Annotated in this window: 16 protein-coding genes; 11 read left to right on the top strand and 5 right to left on the bottom strand. The window is 62.6% G+C overall.

Translation table 11 applies throughout. The annotated features are described in order from the left end of the window. Positions 1-25: 25 nt before the first annotated feature. From AC1D1L_RS01240 to AC1D1L_RS01205, 8 genes are all read left to right on the top strand, one after another. Positions 26-676 (top strand): RNA-binding protein, encoded by a 651-nt coding sequence (locus AC1D1L_RS01240; RefSeq protein ID WP_112566403.1) that lies wholly within the window; start codon positions 26-28, stop codon positions 674-676. Then, complete coding sequence (gene infB / locus AC1D1L_RS01235; RefSeq protein WP_112566400.1) at positions 673-3,237, top strand: translation initiation factor IF-2; 2,565 nt, start codon at positions 673-675, stop codon at positions 3,235-3,237. Before AC1D1L_RS01240 ends, infB begins: the two co-directional genes overlap by 4 nt. A 171-nt stretch (positions 3,238-3,408) precedes the next feature. After that, on the top strand, positions 3,409-3,828 hold the full coding sequence (gene rbfA / locus AC1D1L_RS01230) for a 30S ribosome-binding factor RbfA (RefSeq protein WP_352555306.1): 420 nt from the start codon (positions 3,409-3,411) through the stop codon (positions 3,826-3,828). Further along, a complete protein-coding gene (truB, locus tag AC1D1L_RS01225) occupies positions 3,828-4,793 on the top strand; it encodes a tRNA pseudouridine(55) synthase TruB (RefSeq protein WP_352587171.1) in 966 nt (321 codons plus the stop codon). The genes rbfA and truB overlap by 1 nt, the downstream gene beginning before the upstream one ends. A gap of 44 nt (positions 4,794-4,837) precedes the next feature. Then, positions 4,838-5,932, top strand: coding sequence for a magnesium/cobalt transporter CorA (corA, locus tag AC1D1L_RS01220; protein ID WP_477338163.1), 1,095 nt, complete (start codon positions 4,838-4,840; stop codon positions 5,930-5,932). A gap of 179 nt (positions 5,933-6,111) precedes the next feature. Continuing rightward, positions 6,112-6,486, top strand: coding sequence for a 30S ribosomal protein S15 (gene rpsO / locus AC1D1L_RS01215; protein WP_477328788.1), 375 nt, complete (start codon positions 6,112-6,114; stop codon positions 6,484-6,486). A 279-nt stretch (positions 6,487-6,765) separates the two neighbouring features. Then, a complete protein-coding gene (pnp, locus tag AC1D1L_RS01210; protein ID WP_112566388.1) occupies positions 6,766-8,913 on the top strand; it encodes a polyribonucleotide nucleotidyltransferase in 2,148 nt (715 codons plus the stop codon). 89 nt (positions 8,914-9,002) lie between these two features. Continuing rightward, positions 9,003-10,139, top strand: a complete 1,137-nt coding sequence (locus tag AC1D1L_RS01205) for a class I SAM-dependent methyltransferase (protein WP_477338160.1) — start codon at positions 9,003-9,005, stop codon at positions 10,137-10,139. A gap of 40 nt (positions 10,140-10,179) precedes the next feature. Here the strand turns inward: AC1D1L_RS01205 and AC1D1L_RS01200 are convergent, their stop codons facing one another. The 4 genes from AC1D1L_RS01200 to fabA all read right to left on the bottom strand — a co-directional run bounded on the left by AC1D1L_RS01200 (position 10,180) and on the right by fabA (position 14,722). Further along, the gene (locus AC1D1L_RS01200; protein WP_477338158.1) at positions 10,180-11,733 is read right to left on the bottom strand and encodes a putative bifunctional diguanylate cyclase/phosphodiesterase; all 1,554 of its coding nucleotides are present in this window, start codon (positions 11,731-11,733) and stop codon (positions 10,180-10,182) included. Positions 11,734-12,017: 284 nt separating this feature from the next. After that, entirely contained in the window at positions 12,018-12,830 is an 813-nt protein-coding gene (fabI, locus tag AC1D1L_RS01195; protein ID WP_192249988.1) for an enoyl-ACP reductase FabI, read from the bottom strand. A gap of 31 nt (positions 12,831-12,861) precedes the next feature. Next, the gene (gene fabB / locus AC1D1L_RS01190; RefSeq protein WP_477338156.1) at positions 12,862-14,082 is read right to left on the bottom strand and encodes a beta-ketoacyl-ACP synthase I; all 1,221 of its coding nucleotides are present in this window, start codon (positions 14,080-14,082) and stop codon (positions 12,862-12,864) included. Between the two features lie 124 nt (positions 14,083-14,206). Beyond that, complete coding sequence (fabA, locus tag AC1D1L_RS01185) at positions 14,207-14,722, bottom strand: 3-hydroxyacyl-[acyl-carrier-protein] dehydratase FabA (protein ID WP_477338154.1); 516 nt, start codon at positions 14,720-14,722, stop codon at positions 14,207-14,209. A 346-nt stretch (positions 14,723-15,068) separates the two neighbouring features. Here fabA and irrA point away from each other — a divergent pair, with 346 nt between their 5' ends. Both irrA and AC1D1L_RS01175 read left to right on the top strand, forming a co-directional pair. Then, entirely contained in the window at positions 15,069-15,500 is a 432-nt protein-coding gene (irrA, locus tag AC1D1L_RS01180) for an iron response transcriptional regulator IrrA (protein ID WP_192249994.1), read from the top strand. Between the two features lie 11 nt (positions 15,501-15,511). Beyond that, entirely contained in the window at positions 15,512-15,871 is a 360-nt protein-coding gene (locus AC1D1L_RS01175) for a DUF4260 domain-containing protein (RefSeq protein ID WP_477338152.1), read from the top strand. 18 nt (positions 15,872-15,889) lie between these two features. On the opposite strand, the gene AC1D1L_RS01170 is transcribed toward AC1D1L_RS01175, so the two are convergent. After that, positions 15,890-16,447, bottom strand: a complete 558-nt coding sequence (locus AC1D1L_RS01170; protein WP_477338150.1) for an SH3 domain-containing protein — start codon at positions 16,445-16,447, stop codon at positions 15,890-15,892. 157 nt (positions 16,448-16,604) lie between these two features. On the opposite strand from AC1D1L_RS01170, the gene AC1D1L_RS01165 reads away from it, so the two are divergent. Continuing rightward, on the top strand, positions 16,605-17,606 hold the full coding sequence (locus AC1D1L_RS01165; protein ID WP_477338148.1) for a 2-hydroxyacid dehydrogenase: 1,002 nt from the start codon (positions 16,605-16,607) through the stop codon (positions 17,604-17,606). The last annotated feature ends 10 nt before the right edge of the window (positions 17,607-17,616 follow it).

Below are 17,616 nucleotides of genomic sequence, written 5' to 3'. Positions count from 1 at the left end.
CGCACACAACCCGCCCCAGGACGAGATGAACGATCGCACCTGCATCGTTACCCGCAGGCAAGCCGAGCCGGATGAGCTGATCCGTTTCGTCGTCGGCCCGGATTCGGCCGTCGTTCCGGACATCAAGAGAAACCTGCCCGGCCGTGGTTGTTGGGTGAGCGCCGACCGCCTACATATCGACAAGGCGGCGGCGAAGAACCTGTTTGCCCGCGCCTTCAAGGCGCAAGTGACCGTGCCGCCCGATCTCGGTGGCATGGTCGACGGACTGCTTGCACGATCCGCTCTGGGCATGCTCGGCCTTGCTCGCAAGGCCGGCGCGATCGCTCTCGGCGCCACCAAGGTCGAGAGCGCGGTGCGCAGTGGACTGGCGCTTTTCGTGCTCCACGCGACCGAAGCATCCGACGATGGCGTGCGCAAGATCAGCCAGGCGCGGCGGGCAACTGTCCACCTCGGCGGGCCTGCAGTCCTTGCCTACAAACTTTTCTCCGAGGCCGAGTTGAGCTTGGCATTGGGGGGCACAAATGTGATACATGCTGCCGTTCTCGCGGGAGACGCGGGCAAGGCGGTTGAGAAGCGCATGGTTGCGCTCGACCGATATCGGGGCGGAACCCCCGACGATCTGGCAATGCTTGCGGCCGTTGCTGACGAAGATGATGCTGCAGAGGATATGGAATGAGCGATACGAAATCGGGCGACGACAAGACGTTGAGTGTTACACCGAAGAAGACCTTGACGCTGAAGCGCCCCGGTACCGAGCAGAGCGTCGTGCGCCAGAATTTCTCGCATGGCCGCACCAAGCAGGTCCAGGTCGAGATCAAGAAGCGCAAATTCTCCATGCCCGGCGACAAGCCGGAGCCGGTGGCTGCACCTGTTTTGACGCCCAAGCCCGCGGTTGTGGCAGCCCCCGTGGTGCAGGAAGCGCCCAAGGCGCCGCCCCCGCCGCCGCCGGTCGAACGCAGCGGCATGGTGCTGAACGAATTGTCGCGTGGCGAAATGGAAGCCCGGCGCAGGGCGCTCGAAGGTTCCAAGGTTCGCGAAGTCGAGGATCGCCAGCGCGCCGCCGAAGACGCCAAGCGCCGTGCTGAGGACGAGGAGCGCCGCAAGCGCGAGCGCGAGGAATCCGCGCGCCGTCAGGCCGAGGAAGAAGCTCGTCTGCAGACTGAGGCCGAGTCCCGCCGCCGTGCCGAGGAAGAGGCGCGCCGTCGCGCGCCGCTGGCCGCCGAACTGGCGACGGTCGATGACGAGGAAGAGGTCAAGCCGAAACGCACCGGCGTCGGGGCACCGGTTCGCCGTCCGGTCACGCCCGAAGTGGCGCGTCCGGCCAAGCCGACCAAGGCCGAGGAAGACCGTCGTCGCGGCAAGCTGACCCTCAACACGGCGCTTTCCGACGAGGATGCGCGCGCCCGCTCGCTATCGTCGATGCGTCGCCGCCAGGAAAAATTCAAGCGCGCGATGCACAATGAGCCGCGCGAGAAGGTTATGCGCGAAGTGATCCTGCCCGAAACCATCACCATCCAGGAACTGGCGCAGCGCATGTCCGAGCGCGCCGTCGATGTGGTCAAGTACTTCATGAAGCAGGGCCAGATCCTGAAGCCGGGCGACATCATCGACGCCGACACGGCCGAACTGGTCGCCACCGAATTCGGCCACACGGTCCGCCGCGTCGCTGAGTCCGACATCGAGGAAGGCCTGTTCAACATCGCCGACAATGCCGAAGACCTGGTGTCGCGTCCGCCGGTCGTGACCATCATGGGCCATGTCGACCATGGCAAGACCTCGCTGCTCGATGCCATCCGCAATGCCAATGTCGTCTCCGGCGAAGCCGGCGGCATCACCCAGCATATCGGCGCCTACCAGGTCGAGAAGAACGGTCAGAAGATCACCTTCATCGACACGCCCGGCCACGCCGCCTTCACGGCGATGCGCGCCCGCGGCGCCCAGGCCACCGACATCGCCATCCTGGTGGTAGCGGCCGACGACAGCGTCATGCCGCAGACGATCGAATCGATCAGCCATGCCAAGGCGGCCGGCGTTCCGATCATCGTGGCGATCAACAAGATCGACAAGCACGGCGCCGATCCGCAGAAGGTACGTTCGGAACTGCTGCGCCATGAGGTGTTCGTCGAATCGATGGGCGGTGAAGTGCTGGACGTCGAAGTGTCGGCAACCAAGGGCACCAATCTCGACAAGCTGCTCGAGGCGATCCTTCTGCAGGCCGAAATTCTCGACCTCAAGGCCAACCCGGACCGCACCGCCGAGGGCGTCGTCATCGAAGCCCAGCTCGACAAAGGCCGCGGCCCCGTCGCCACCGTGCTGGTGCAGACCGGCACCTTGATGCCCGGCGACATTCTCGTCGCCGGCAACGAATGGGGCCGGGTGCGCGCGCTGGTCAACGACCGTGGTGAACAGGTCAAGGAAGCCCCACCGGCTATGCCGGTCGAGGTGCTTGGCCTGCAAGGCACGCCGCAGGCCGGCGACCGCTTCGCCGTCGTCAACAACGAGGCCCGCGCCCGCGAGATCACCGAGTATCGTCAGCGTTTGGCCCGTGAGAAGGCGGTGGCCAAGCATGCCGGCCAGCGCGGCTCGCTCGAACAGATGATGTCGCAGTTGCAGACGAGCGGGCTGAAGGAATTCCCGCTGGTCATCAAGGGCGACGTCCAGGGTTCGATCGAGGCGATCAGCGCTGCTCTGGACAAGCTCGGCACCGACGAGGTGCGTGCGCGCATCGTTCATGCCGGCGCCGGCGCCATCACCGAAAGCGACGTGTCGCTGGCGGAGACTTCGGGCGCCGCCATCATCGGCTTCAATGTCCGCGCCAATGCGCAGGCACGTGCTGCCGCTGTCGCTGCCGGTATCGAGATCCGCTACTACTCGATCATCTACAACCTCGTCGATGACGTGAAGGCGGCGCTTTCCGGCCTGCTGTCGCCGGAACGTCGCGAGACCTTCATCGGCAATGCCGAGATCCTAGAGATCTTCGACATCACCAAGGTCGGCAAGATTGCCGGCTGCCGTGTCACCGAAGGCAAGGTCGAGCGCGGTGCGGGCGTACGCCTGATCCGCGACAACGTCGTCATCCACGAAGGCACGCTGAAGACGCTCAAGCGCTTCAAGGACGAAGTTGCGGAAGTCCCGGGCGGTCAGGAGTGCGGCATGGCCTTCCAGAACTACGAGGACATGCGCGTCGGCGACATCATCGAGTGCTTCCGCGTCGAGATGGTGACCCGGACGCTCTGAGTTCGTATACTGTCGATACGACCGGGCGGTGGTCGAAAGACCGCCGCCCTAACTTTAATGCCTGTCGCCCAAAAGTGCGTAGCGGTTTTGGGACAAACGACATGCATAGAACAAGTATGAGACGTGCGGCACGGTCCCATCCCGCGCCTCACGCTTTCAGGATTGAGAACAATGCCCCGTCCAACCGTCTCCAGCCCATCCCAGCGCATGTTGCGCGTCGCCGAACAGGTGCGCCATGCACTCTCCGAAACCTTGCAGCGCGGCGAGATCATCGATCCGCTAATCGAGAATACCGTGGTGTCGGTCTCGGAAGTGCGCATGTCGCCCGACTTGAGGGTTGCCACTGCTTTTGTCTCGCCGCTCGGCGCCAAGGACACCGGTGCCGTGATCGACGCGCTCAACAAGCACGCGAAATTCGTCCGTGGCCGAGTCTCCGGCGCGCTGCGGCAAATGAAGTTCATGCCTGAGTTCCGCTTCAAGCTCGACACGTCGTTCGACAATTTTGCCAGGATCAACGATCTCTTGAAGTCGCCCGAAGTCGCGCGAGACTTGGGTGCCGATGGCGAAGACAACGACAAGGACCAGAAATAGTGGGGCGCCGCGGCAAGAAGAAGGGCCGGCCGATTTCCGGCTGGGTGGTGCTGGACAAGCCTGTCGGCATGGGCTCGACCGAAGCAGTCTCCAAGATCAAATGGCTGTTCCAGGCCGAAAAGGCCGGCCATGCCGGCACGCTCGACCCGCTGGCCTCCGGCATGCTGCCGATCGCGCTCGGCGAGGCCACCAAGACAGTGCCTTACGTCCAGGACGGCGCCAAGATCTATCGTTTCACCGTTGCCTGGGGCGAGGAGCGCTCGACTGACGACCTCGAGGGTCCGGTAACGCAAAACTCCGACCGGCGTCCGGCCGAGGTCGACGTCAGGGCGCTGCTGCCGAAATACACCGGCGTCATCATGCAGACGCCGCCGCAATTCTCGGCCATCAAGATAGCGGGCGAACGCGCCTACGACCTCGCCCGCGAGGGCGAGACGGTCGACATACCCGCGCGGGAGATTGAAATCGGCCGCCTCGATATTGTGGAGCACGCCGCCGACCGCACCCTGTTCGAGGTCGAATGTGGCAAGGGCACCTATGTGCGCTCGCTGGCCCGCGACATGGGCCGCGACCTTGGCTGCTTCGGTCATATCGCCGAACTACGCCGGGTTGAGGTAGAGCCGTTTACCCAGGAAGATTTCGTCACCGTCGCTGAGTTGGAGGCCGCCCGTTTCGGCGAACAGCGCGAAGCTGACGGCGACGCCGATGTTGTCGATGCGCCGATCGACTTCGGCGCCATCGATGCGCTGCTTGTCGATACGGCGGCCGCGCTCGACTGCCTGCCGCAGATCGCCATCAGCGACGAAGCGGCGACCAAGATTCGTCTTGGCAACCCCGTCATCATCCGCGGTCGCGACGCGCCCGTGGAAGCCGAGGAAGCCTGCGCCACCGCGCGCGGCAAGCTGGTCGCCATAGGCGCCATCGAGCAAGGCATGTTCAAGCCGAAGCGGGTCTTTGCCGGCTGACCACTCTCGTCTAGTTTCACTTCGAGGTTACATCCGAGGGGCAGATGGCAAAGGCTGAGGCTGTGAAGAAGCGGGCGCCGGTGAAAACGCGGCGACCGCCGGTCGGCGCCTCGCCGGGCACGCTGATCGCCGATCCGGCAGCGCGCCGCTCCGAGCTCCGGCTGACGCTGATCTCACCGGAAAAATTCAAGACCATCGACAAGGCCAGCATCGATGATCTCAACACCAATTGCGACAACTGGCCGGTCGTCTGGCTGGATTGCACCGGGCTGGCCAACATCCAGCTGATCGAGGAGATCGGCCGGATTTTCAACCTGCATCCGCTGGCTCTGGAAGATGTCGTCAACACCGGCCAGCGGCCGAAGGTCGATTTCTTCGAGGATCACGCCTTCGTCGTCATGCGCATGATCGACGACGTCAAGGCGCATCGCTACGAGCAGATCGCGGTGTTCTTCGGCAGGAATTTCGTCGTCACCTTCCAGGAGCGCGAAGGAGATCCCTTCGATCCCGTGCGCAAGCGCATTGCCGCCTCGCTGCCCAACCGCTTGCGGATGCGCGGCGCCGACTATCTGGCCTATGCGCTCATCGACTCCATCGTCGACAGCTATTTCCCGCCGATTGAGGCCGCGAGTGAGGAGGTCGACGGCATCGAGGACGAGATGCTCAACACGCCGCACAAGCATCAGATGCGGCAACTGCACGAATTGCGGCGCGACGCCAATGTGCTCAAGGGCGTGCTGTGGCCGATGCGCGACGCACTGGCGACGCTGATCCGCAACGACGTGCCTTATGTGAAGCCCGAGACGAAAATCTTCTTCAACGACACCCTCGATCACGCACTGCGGCTGATCGAGCTGGTCGAGAACCAGCGCGACATGCTGACCGGCCTGATTGAAATGCATCTGTCGCTGAGCCAGGCGCGCACCAACGATGTCATCTCTTATCTGACCATCGTCTCGGTGATCTTCATGCCGTTAACCTTCCTGGTTGGTATCTGGGGGATGAATTTCGACCCCGAAAGCTCGCCATGGAATATGCCGGAACTGAAAGCCTATTATGGCTACCCGGCTTCGCTGCTGTTCATGCTGGCCGTTGCTGTCGGCCTGATCGTCTTCTTCAAACGCAAGAAGTGGCTCTAATGCATGTCGCCCAGAAGTGTCAGCGGTTCTGGGTCAACGACATGCGGAACAAAGATCTCAAGCGCGTAGCCCACGCGCTTGAGGCCTCCGGCATCAAGGAAATCTTGAATTCCCCAGCAAAAGCCTGCGACAAGCCGGCTTTATGAATTGGGCTGGTGTTTTCCAGGGAATTGCCCTATATGCGCCGCAGCATCGCGCCATGTCGCGTTGCTTGCACCGGCCCCTGCTGGACGACATCCCGGCTGAGGGCGACCCGTTTCCTCAAACAGATAAGGAAAAACACGATGTCGATTACTGCCGAGCGCAAACAGGAATTGATGGGTGAATTCGCAACCGCCAAGGGCGATACCGGGTCTCCGGAAGTCCAGGTGGCCATCCTTTCCGAGCGCATCAAGAACCTGACCGACCACTTCAAGGACCACAAGAAGGATAACCATTCCCGCCGTGGTCTGCTCGCTCTCGTCTCCCAGCGCCGCAGCCTGCTTGATTATCTCAAGCGCAAGGACGACGCGCGCTATCAGACGCTGATCGAGAAGCTCGGTCTGCGCCGTTGACGAATTGACCGGCGGGCTTTCTTCGGAGAGCCCGCCGGTCGCGCATTCTGCCAGTCGCATCGATTGGCCAGACCCGGTTTCGAGCGTGCAGAGGGCCACTCGAAACCGCCCATGGACGGTCATGGGGCAGGATTGCAGGACGCTCGTGCGCTGACCAGCGCCGAAATTTACCCGAGCTTCCCGTTGTCTTGCCCGTGGCTGCCCGAGAAAGGAAGCCAGGGAAAGGGCATCCGCGCACCGTGAAACGGCGCGGCCCTTTCCGCTTATTAAGGACAAGACATGTTCAATCACCACAAAGTGGAAATCGAATGGGGCGGTCGTCCGCTCATCCTGGAAACCGGCAAGATCGCGCGTCAGGCTGACGGCGCGGTGCTCGCGACCTACGGCGAAACCAAGGTTCTCGCCACCGTCGTTTCGATGAAGGAGCCGAAGCCGGGTCTCGATTTCTTCCCGCTGACCGTCAACTACCAGGAAAAGACCTACGCCGCCGGCAAGATCCCGGGCGGCTACTTCAAGCGCGAAGGCCGTCCGAGCGAAAAGGAAACGCTGGTTTCCCGTCTCATCGACCGCCCGATCCGCCCGCTCTTCGCCGACGGCTACAAGAACGACACCCAGATCGTCGTCACCGTCGTCCAGCATGACCTCGAAAACGATCCGGACATCCTGTCGATCGTTGCCACCTCGGCCGCTCTGACGCTCTCGGGCGTCCCCTTCATGGGCCCGGTCGGCGGCGCCCGCGTCGGTTACATCAACGGCGAATATGTGCTCAACCCGCATGTCGACGAGATGCAGGAATCCAAGCTCGACCTCGTTGTCGCCGGCACCGCCGACGCCGTTCTGATGGTCGAGTCCGAAGCCAAGGAACTTGGCGAAGAGCTGATGCTCGGCGCCGTCATGTTCGGCCACAAGGGCTTCCAGCCGGTCATCGACGCCATCATCAAGCTGGCCGAAGTTGCCGCCAAGGAGCCGCGCGATTTCACCGCGCCGGATTATTCCGCGCTTGAAGCCGAGATGCTGAAGATCGTCGGCGACGAACTCAGCAATGCCTACAAGAATGTTGACAAGCAAAAGCGCTACGCCGCCGTCGACGCCGTCAAGGCCAAGGTCAAGGCAGCGTTTGCCCCGGCCGAAGGCGAAGACGCCAAGTACACCTCCGAGCAGATCGGCTCGGTGTTCAAGGAACTCCAGGCCAAGGTCGTGCGCTGGAACATCCTCGACACCGGCTCGCGCATCGACGGCCGTGACCTCAAGACGGTCCGCAAGATCGTCTCCGAAGTCGGCGTTTTGCCGCGCACCCACGGTTCGGCGCTGTTTACCCGCGGCGAGACCCAGGCGCTGGTCGTTGCCACGCTCGGAACCGGCGAAGACGAGCAGTATGTCGATTCGCTGACCGGCATGTACAAGGAGAAGTTCCTCCTTCACTACAACTTCCCTCCCTACTCCGTCGGTGAGACCGGCCGCATGGGTTCGCCAGGCCGCCGCGAAATCGGCCACGGCAAGCTCGCCTGGCGCGCCATCCGACCGATGCTGCCCTCCGCTGACCAGTTCCCCTACACGCTGCGCGTTGTCTCGGAGATCACCGAGTCCAACGGCTCGTCGTCGATGGCCACCGTCTGCGGCACCTCGCTGGCGCTGATGGATGCCGGCGTGCCGCTGGCCAAGCCCGTCGCCGGTATCGCAATGGGCCTGATCAAGGAAGGCGAGCGCTTCGCGGTTCTGTCCGACATCCTGGGTGACGAAGATCACCTCGGCGACATGGACTTCAAGGTCGCCGGTACCGCCAACGGCATCACCTCGCTGCAGATGGACATCAAGATCGAGGGCATCACCGAGGAGATCATGAAGATCGCGCTGGACCAGGCCAAGGATGGCCGCCAGCATATCCTCGGCGAGATGGCGCATGCTCTGACCGGCGCCCGCCCGGAACTCGGTGAGTTCGCACCGCGCATCGAGGTCATGCACATCCCGACCGACAAGATCCGCGACGTCATCGGCTCCGGCGGCAAGGTCATCCGCGAGATCGTCGAGAAGACTGGCGCCAAGATCAACATCGAGGATGACGGCACGGTCAAGATCGCTTCGTCGAACGCCAAGGAGATCGAGGCGGCCAAGAAGTGGATCCACACCATCGTCGCCGAGCCGGAAGTCGGCGAGATCTACGAAGGCACGGTCGTCAAGACCGCCGACTTCGGCGCTTTCGTCAACTTCTTCGGCCCGCGTGACGGCCTCGTCCACATTTCGCAGCTTGCCAACGACCGGGTCGCCAAGACCTCGGACGTCGTCAAGGAAGGCGACAAGGTCTGGGTCAAGCTGATGGGCTTCGACGAGCGCGGCAAGGTCCGCCTGTCGATGAAGGTCGTCGACCAGGCCACCGGCAAGGAAATCGTCCGCGACAAGAAGGCCGAAGGCGAAGAAAACGCCGCCTGAGCGGTCTGATAGTGAAATTGAACGGGCGCGGCATAGGTCGCGCCCGTTTTCGTTTAAGACCCGGTTTGTTTCAGGCATGAGATCGAAGAATGGCCGCTGAGCCGCTGAAGACACTGTTCCATCCCTTCGAGGCCGAGGCGCTGCCTCTGCCGCAAAAGGGCGAACGTGTGCTGTTCCTCGGCGCCGAGCCCGGCTTCCGCCTGCCGGGAGGTTTTGAGGCGGCGCTTCACCTCGTGCAGGGCTTCCGGCCGCATTTCCGCGCGCTGGAGCGTGCCGGCAACACGGTGACGCCGCGTCCGGAAGGCGATGCATTCGATGCAGCGCTCGTCCTCGTTGGCCGCCATCGCGGCCAGAACGAAATGCGCATTGCCGAGGCGATCGAACGCGTCGCCCTTGGCGGGCTGATCGTTGTCGCCGGCGGCAAGGAAGACGGCATCGACAGCCTGCGCAAGCGCATGGCCGACAACGAGGACAAGCTCGCAGCTGCTATCTCGCGCCGAGAATCGGGCCGTGTTGTCGTTGAACGGCAGGGCCAGGCTCCAGAGATAGTCAGCGAAAGGCGCTACCATCCTTCGAAGGCGAATGTGCCTCTGGGTGGACACCTGTCGAAGAACCATGGCGTTGCGTTCTGGCTGGCGCGCACGCCTCAGGCAGAGGCGTTTGCGAAGTCCATCAAGGATTGGCAAGGCGACTGGCCGTTGATCGAAGGCCGCTTCCGCACCGCGCCCGGCATGTTCTCCTTCGACCGCATCGACGCCGGCTCAAAGCTTCTGGTCGACAACCTGCCCAAAGACCTGCGTGGCAACGTCGCCGACTTCTGCGCCGGCTGGGGCTATGTCGCCGCCGAGGTCGCGGCAAGTTCGCCCGGCATAACAGGGCTCGACCTCTACGAGGCGGATTTCGACGCACTGGAGGCGGCAAAGGGCAATATCGGCGTGACCAGCCTCGAGCCGGGCTTCTTCTGGATCGATCTGCTGAGCGAGCCGGTCGAGCGGCGCTATGACGTGATCGTCATGAACCCGCCCTTCCATCGCAGCCGGGCGGCCGAGCCGGAAATCGGCGCCGGCATGATCCAGGCGGCAGGCAAGGCGCTGAAGCCGGGAGGGCGGCTGTTCATGGTGGCAAACCGCCAGCTGCCTTATGAGCCGGTTCTGAAGGCTGTCTTCTCCAGCCATGCCGAAATCGCCCGCGATGGCATGTTCAAGGTCTTTTCCGCACGCCGCTAGAACATCGTCCTAAGGCGATCATGCGCGGAACAGAACCGCCTCAATGCATGCTGACGATGCGCGCCGGCTCGTGGACGGGAATGGTCGCTCTGATCTCGCCGGGCTTGATCTTGAGCGGCGCCGGCCTGCCGAACAGATAGCCTTGCACCATCTCGCAGCCGGCCGCTCTCAAGAGCGTCGCCTGGTTCTCGGTCTCGACGCCCTCGGCGATAATGCCGACGCCGAGCGCCCGTGACAGGCCGACGATGGTCGAGACCACGGCGCCCGAATTGGAATCGGTGTCCATGCGGCTGATGAAGGAGCGGTCGATCTTCAGCTTGCCGAAAGCGAAGTCGATCAGATAGCTCAGATTGGAATAGCCTGTGCCGAAATCGTCGACGGCCACCGAAATGCCCATGTCGGCAAGTTGCTGCAGGATGATGGCGGCGCGGTCGCGGTCCTGCATCATCGCCGTCTCGGTCAGTTCGAGCTCCAGCCGTGACGGCTTGATGCCGGTGCTGGCCATCGTGTCGCGCACGATACCGACGAAATCCTTGGTCATGAACTGGACCGGCGAGATGTTGACGGCAACAAAGCAGTCCTCGGGCAAATGGCGGGCATCGCTGCAGGCCTTGTGCAGCACCCAATTGCCGATCGGGTGGATCATGCCGGTCTCTTCGGCGATCGGAATGAACTCCATCGGCGGGATCATGCCCCGTTCGGGATGTTTCCAGCGGATCAGCGCCTCGTAGCCGACGATGCGGCCGCTCGGGAGATCAAGCTGCGGCTGGTAATGGAGGTCGAAATCGCCGCGGTCGAAGGCAATGTGCAGCTCGGATTCGACCCAGTGGCGGTAGTCGGCGACCTGGCCCATGTCGGAATGGAAGACCGCCCAGTTGCCCACTCCGCCGGCGCGCGCATTCTGCAGCGCCAGGTTGGAGCGGCGCAGGACGAGGACCGGATCGACGCCGTCCTTCGGCATCGCCACGATACCCACCGACAGGCCGACCGATTGCAGGTGGGAATCAAGCTGGTAGGGCTTCAGCATCTCCTCGATCAGGGTTTCGACAGTGGCTTCCATCGATCCCTGCATCTCATGTTCCGAGACGAGGATGGCGAACTCGCCGGCGCCGATGCGCCCCATCACCGTGCCTTCAGGCATGCAAGCCCTCAGTCGCTTGGTGAAGGCGCGGATCAGTTCGTCGCCATCGCTGTAGCCGATCGCGTCGTTGATCTGCTTGAAGCGGTCGATGTCGATGTCGATGAGGAACACAGGCTCGCCGGTCTTGATCGTCGCCGACGCCGCGTCGGCAATCTTGCCGACCATGGCCGGCCGCGCCAAAAGCCCGGTCAGCTTATCGAACTGGGTTTCGTTGAAGACGTAGTCCACCGATTCATCGACGCCGGCAAAGAACGAGAGTGCAGCACCGGCGGCGGCCAGCGCGCACAAAGCCGATGCGATGCCGACCATGGTTCCCGCCTGCATGCCGGCAAAGCCGTCACCTAAACCGAACCGGAGACCCCAGAGTCCGAGAACGAAGCTGCCAAGGCCCGAGGCGGCGACGGTGAGCAGCCGGAACACAGGTGTTCGCTTCGGGTTGCTGACAGCAGGCATTACTCAGTCCCTGTTGCATGATCCCAAAAATCAACTCGACTTTCCGGAAAGATCACACGCGAATTCACAAATCCTAAAGCACGCGCAGTGCCCTAGCCATAGGACTTATAGCGGGTATCTCCTTAAAATGAGTTTCTACCAATGCATCTAATTTTACTGGAAGAACTGGAGCATGATAGCGAAAGGTGGTCTCAGCTTTTCTCGGACAAACGGGAGCCGTTTGTCCGGAGATCATGCTTAACCAAAAGAGATAGAGCCCCGATTTCATCGGGATGGAACAGGCTCTAATCGCGTCCGCTGTCGGTCTGCTTCAATTCATCCAGCGTCGGCATGGACACGATGTGATAGCCGGAATCGACATAATGGATCTCGCCGGTCACGCCTGACGAGAGGTCGGACAAAAGATAGAGCGCCGAGCCGCCGACCTCATCGATGGTCACCGTGCGGCGCAGCGGCGAGTTGCGCTGCTGGTAGGAATACATGTGCCGCGCGTCCGAAATCCCTGCGCCGGCCAGCGTACGTACCGGCCCCGCCGATATGCCGTTCACCCTGATGCCGCGCGGGCCGTAATCATTGGCGAGATAGCGCACGCTGGCCTCGAGCCCGGCCTTGGCGACGCCCATGACGTTGTAGTTCGGCATGACGCGGACGGAGCCGGCATAGGTCAGAGTGATCATCGCGCCGCCATCGCTCATCAGAGCGGCGGCATGCCTGGCGATCTCGGTAAAGGAATAGCAGGAGATCACCATGGTGCGGACGAAATTGTCGCGGCTGGTGTCGGCGTAGAGCCCCTTGAGTTCGTTCTTGTCGGAAAAGCCGATGGCGTGGACGACGAAGTCGAGCCCGCCCCATTCCTTGCCGAGCGTCTCGAAGGTGGCCGCGACTGATGCGCTATCCTCGACGTCGCAGGGCACGACCAGCGACGCCCCGAGCTTCTCGGCGAGCGGCTTGACGCGGCGTCCGAAGGCATCGCCCTGATAGGTGAAGGCGAGCTCCGCCCCGTGTTCGGACAATTTCCTGGCGATGCCCCAGGCGATCGAATGATCGTTGGCGACGCCCATGACAAGCCCGCGCTTGCCCTTCATCAGTCCGTCCATGGCCGGCAATCCTTATATAAAAGCGCTGGCCTTATGCGGAATAGCGCTGGAAAACGAGCGTTGCGTTGGTGCCACCGAAACCGAACGAATTTGACAAAACCGTGTCGATCCTGGCGTCGTCGATACGCTTGCGCACAATCGGCATGCCCTCGAATTCGGGATCGAGGTTTTCAATATGGGCGCTTTCGCCGATGAAGCCGCCTTGCATCATCAGGATCGAGTAGATCGATTCCTGCACACCGGCGGCGCCCAGCGAATGGCCGGTCAGCGACTTGGTCGAGGTGATGAATGGCATCTTGTCGCCGAACACCTCGCGGATGGCGGCCATTTCCCGGGAATCGCCGACCGGCGTCGAGGTGCCGTGGGTGTTGATGTAGTCGACCGGCGTAGACACCGTCGCCAGCGCCTGGCGCATGCAGCGCACCGCGCCTTCGCCGGACGGCGCCACCATGTCATAGCCATCCGACGTCGCGCCGTAGCCGACGATCTCGGCATAGATCTTGGCGCCCCGCGCCTTGGCGTGTTCGAGTTCCTCCAGGATGAGGACGCCCGCGCCGCCGGCGATGACGAAACCGTCGCGATTGGCGTCGTACGCGCGGGACGCCGTTGACGCCTTGTCGTTATACTTCGACGACATCGCGCCCATGGCGTCGAACAGGTCCGACATCGTCCAGTCGAGGTCTTCATGGCCGCCGGCAAACATCACATCCTGCTTGCCCCATTGGATCAGCTCGTAGGCATTGCCGATGCAATGCGCGGAGGTCGAGCACGCCGACGAGATCGAATAATTGACGCCGTGGATCTTGAACCAGGTGGCGAGCGTCGCCGATGCGGTTGACGACATCGCCTTCGGCACCGCGAAAGGACCGATGCGCTTGGGGCTGTTGTTCTTGAGCGTGATCTCGGCCGCCTCGACGATGGTGCGGGTGGACGGACCGCCCGATCCCATGACGATGCCGGTGCGCTCATTGGTGATGTCGCTTTCGCCAAGGCCGGCGTCGGCGATGGCCTGGTCCATGGCGACATGGTTCCAGGCTGCACCCTGGCTCAGGAAGCGCATGGCGCGACGGTCGATCATGGCCGACGGGTCGAGCGTCGGCGCGCCCCAGACCTGGCAGCGGAAGCCGTGTTCGGCGAAGGATTCGGAGAAGCTGATGCCGGATTTGGCATCGTAGAGCGAGGATTGCACCTCGTTGGCATTGTTGCCGATCGACGATACGATGCCGAGGCCTGTGACGACGACCCTTCTCATTCGCAACTCCTTCCAGCGGATGATCCCGAAACCGTAGCCGGTTTTGGCCGGCGATCATACGCAAAATCAAAATGCTGCAGCGTCATTGCGCGTTCCGGGAAACGCCCTGCTGCAGTGGCGCCGGTCAGGTGGCCGATTGCTTGGACAGCCCCACCTTGAGGTCTGTCGCCGCGTATATGGGTTCGCCGTCGGCCTTAAGCCAGCCATCGGCGATGCCGAGCACCAGGCGCCCGCGCATGACGCGCTTGAAATCAATGCCGTATTCGACCTTCTTGACCGATGGCGTCACCATGCCCTTGAATTTCACTTCGCCGGTCGACAGCGCCATGCCCTTGCCCGGTTCGCCGAGCCAGCCGAGGTAGAACCCCGTCAATTGCCACATGGCGTCGAGGCCGAGGCACCCCGGCATGATCGGATTGCCGATGAAATGGCAGGCGAAGAACCACAGGTCCGGCTTGATGTCGAATTCGGCGCGGATGAAGCCCTTGTCGTGGGCGCCACCGGTCTCGCTGATCTCGGTGATGCGGTCGAACATCAGCATCGGCGGGTAGGGCAACTGGGCGTTGCCGGGTCCGAACAGCTCGCCGCGGGCACAGGCCAGCAATTCCTCATAACCGTAGCTGGATTTCGAACCCGCCATCAATCTCGTCCCCATAATAGTCCCGGGCGGTGGGCGCCCTTGTCGTTGGTTTCCTAACACAATCCATTTCGAGCCGGAAACCGGCGTTTGCGCTTAACCCGCCCGTCTGCCCGGGTCAATGCGCGCTCTCGCATCGGCCCGGAAATCGATTTCGATTTCCGGAAAGCACGATGCGACGCCAAAAAAGTGATAGAGCGCACTTAGTGCGTCCAACTGGACGCACGTCGCTCTATTGATCGCATTCGGCCAACAGAATATATGTCGAGAGGTGTCCAGTTTCGGTCGATGACGTTTTTTCGCCACTCTGGGGGTGTCTTGAGGCGGAACTGTGGGCTTGGACGAATAGATGGATCTGGGCTGCCGGAAGGAAAATGTCGCTGTGGACAAGCGGGTTCGCGAAGCCGGCCTAAGGCCGACGCGCCAGCGCATTGCGCTGGCCGATCTGCTTTTTGCCAAAGGCGACCGCCACCTTTCGGCCGAGGAACTGCATGAGGAGGCGATCGCCGCCGGCGTGCCGGTCTCGCTTGCCACCGTCTACAACGCCCTTCACCAGTTCACCCAGGCCGGCCTGCTGCGCATCCTCGCGGTCGAGGGGTCGAAGACCTATTTCGACACCAACACCTCCGATCACCATCATTTCTACATCGAAGGCGAAAACAGGATCTTCGACATCGAAAGCGGTCCGGTGACCGTCTCCAACCTGCCGGAGCCACCCGCGGGCATGGAGATCGCCAATGTCGACATCGTGGTGCGGCTGCGCCCGAAGCGCGGCGCCTGAATAGCACATCAATGAAACCGGTCGATCTGGTGATCCGGCTCGAATGGGCCGCCGTCGCAGTGGTGGGCATCGTCCTTTACGCGCTGTCGGGTACTTCCTGGTGGCTGTTTGCCCTGCTCATCCTGGCGCCTGACCTGTCGATGCTGGGCTATCTCGCCGGGCCGCGCGTTGGCGCCGTCGCTTACAATGCTTTGCATATCCTGATTGTCCCGCTTTTCCTGGCGCTCGCCGGATACGTCCTGGCCAATTCGATGGCGACGGCAATCGGGCTGATCTGGATTGTCCACATCGCGGTCGACCGTGCTCTCGGCTACGGTTTGAAATTGTCGAGCGGCTTCCAGGATACCCATCTCGGCCGCATCGGCCGTTAGCCGGCCCTTCCAGCAATCTCAGTTCTTGACGTGCTCGCCGGGATAGGCGCCCCAGACCTGCGACTGGGCGATCCAGCCGGTGTGGCCGTCGAAGGTCATTTCGCACCACTGGCCATCGCAGGTTTTGATCGTGCCCGTCACGCCCGGTTCGATGATGGCGACGACGCTGGCGTCCTTGTCCGCATCGTCGAGCAGATTGATTCGGCCACCCTTGCTGCGCTGCCAGGGGGCGACGATCGCCGTGCGGCGGCCCGACAGCAGCGACTGGTTGATCCAGCCCTCCGAACCGTCGGCATCGCGCACGCGCCGCCACGTATCGAATTCCTGGATGATTTCCATCGGCAGCCCGGCCTTTGTGTACATCCAGTCGACGGAATAGTTGGCGCCCGGGCCGACGCGCGAGTTGACGCGGGCTGATTTCAGGCTGACGAAACGCGGCAGCGGCAGGCCGCTCGGACCGAGCGTCACCGTCTGCACCGGTGCGGCGGCACCTTGCGCCGCGGCTTGCGGGGAATGCAGGAGAGCGCCGAGAAGCGCTGCGCTGAGGACCAGGCGAAGCGACGCGAAACCAGACACTTTCGTTCCTTTCGGCGCCTGCCCTTTGGCCATGGCGCCCCTTTTTCTTTGTCTTCGGCGGCACCGCTTGTTACAGGAGTGGCAGGCACCGCGACCGGTATTCAGTTTCGCCTGTCTTGGTTAAAGAGGTCTCAACGAGATCGGGTTCGAGGAAACAATGGCAGGCAAAAAACGGCCCCTCGTCGTCATCACGCGCAAGCTCCCTGATCCGGTCGAGACCCGCATGCGCGAACTCTTCGACGCCAGGCTGAATGTCGAGGACAGGCCGATGACGCAGCCGGAGCTGGTCGCGGCGGTCAAGGAAGCCGACGTGCTAGTGCCGACCATAACCGACCAGATCGACGCGGCGCTGATTGCCCAGGCCGGCGACAATCTCAAGCTGATCGCCAATTTCGGCAATGGTGTCGACAAGATCGACGTCGAAGCAGCGGCGAAAAAGGGCATCACCGTTACCAACACGCCGAACGTGCTGACCGAAGATACGGCCGACATGACCATGGCGCTGATGCTGGCGCTGCCGCGGCGATTGGCGGAAGGCGCCAATGTCTTGACCGGCGACAAGAAATGGGTCGGCTGGTCGCCGACCTGGATGCTGGGCCGGCGCATCTGGGGCAAGCGCCTCGGCATTGTCGGCATGGGCCGCATCGGCACCGCGGTCGCCAAGCGCGCCAAGGCCTTCGGCCTGTCGATCCACTACCACAACCGCCATCGCGTGCTGCCGGCGGTCGAGGAAGGTCTGGAGGCGACCTATTGGGAAAGCCTCGATCAGATGCTTGCCCGCATGGACATCATCTCGGTCAATTGCCCGTCGACGCCGGCCACCTTCCATCTCCTGTCGGCGCGGCGGCTAGCGCTGATGCAACCCACCGCTTACATCGTGAACACCGCGCGCGGCGACATCATCGACGAGGAGTCTCTGGTCAAGCTGATCCAGGACGGCAAGATCGCCGGCGCCGGCCTCGATGTCTACGAGCACGAACCGGCGCTGAACAACAAGCTCTTGAAACTCGCCGCCAAGAACAAGGTGGTGCTGTTGCCGCATATGGGCTCGGCGACGCTCGAAGGCCGCATCGACATGGGCGAGAAGGTGATCATCAACATCCGCGCCTTCGTCGACGGCCACCGTCCGCCAGACCGCGTGCTGCCACTGCGGACCTGAAGTCGGCGGG

It is taken from the genome of Mesorhizobium sp. P2_D6 (assembly GCF_056404315.1).
This window is presented reverse-complemented; position numbering and strand designations above follow the sequence as displayed.